The organism is Brachybacterium tyrofermentans (assembly GCF_014897585.1).
Taxonomy (GTDB): domain Bacteria; phylum Actinomycetota; class Actinomycetes; order Actinomycetales; family Dermabacteraceae; genus Brachybacterium; species Brachybacterium tyrofermentans.
The window spans coordinates 1-644 of record NZ_JABUXW010000097.1 but is presented as its reverse complement, the minus strand read 5'-3'; the positions used below and the strand labels follow the sequence as shown (position 1 = coordinate 644).

Annotated in this window: 3 tRNA genes; 1 reads left to right on the top strand and 2 read right to left on the bottom strand. The window is 64.3% G+C overall.

The features are described from left to right. Positions 1-2: 2 nt before the first annotated feature. A tRNA-Gly gene (locus INT49_RS20875) sits at positions 3-75 on the bottom strand. 26 nt (positions 76-101) lie between these two features. Then, a tRNA-Val gene (locus INT49_RS20870) sits at positions 102-173 on the bottom strand. Between the two features lie 396 nt (positions 174-569). Here INT49_RS20870 and INT49_RS20865 point away from each other — a divergent pair. After that, positions 570-642, top strand: a tRNA-Gly gene (locus tag INT49_RS20865). Positions 643-644 lie beyond the last annotated feature (2 nt).

Sequence of the window (644 nt, the reverse complement as noted above, 5' to 3'; positions counted from 1 at the left end):
GGAGCGGACGACCGGATTCGAACCGGCGACCCTCACCTTGGCAAGGTGATGCTCTACCAACTGAGCTACGTCCGCGCAACGAGGATCCGAAGATCTCGTCGTGGGCGATACTGGGATCGAACCAGTGACCTCTTCCGTGTGAAGGAAGCGCGCTACCCCTGCGCCAATCGCCCGGTGGTGTCTCCACCCTCGTCATCCACCCTTCCGAGCGGACTCGAAGAAGCTTACATGAGGTCCGACGACCCCGAAGACCACTTCTGACGTGACGTACGTCGCGCCGGAGATCGTCCCGTCGGCAGGTGCACCGAGCATTCGGGAGTCGTCGCCGAGGAAGCCCCTGAGGTCACGAGTCGCGAACGCTCACGAGTCGAGAGCACTCACGAGCCGAGGAGCTTCAGGAGTCGCCATCGAGGAAGAAGATCCGGGACGACGACTCGGCGGGCGGCACCCCCGCGCCGCTCCACCCCTCCCCGCACCGTCGGCCCGTGACGTCCGACACTGCAGGCCATCTGCATTTGCGCGGATGCCAGGACCGTCCTAAAGTTGTCGATCGTCGGCCCAGCCGATGTGCGGACGTAGCTCAGTTGGTAGAGCATCACCTTGCCAAGGTGAGGGTCGCCGGTTCGAATCCGGTCGTCCGCTCC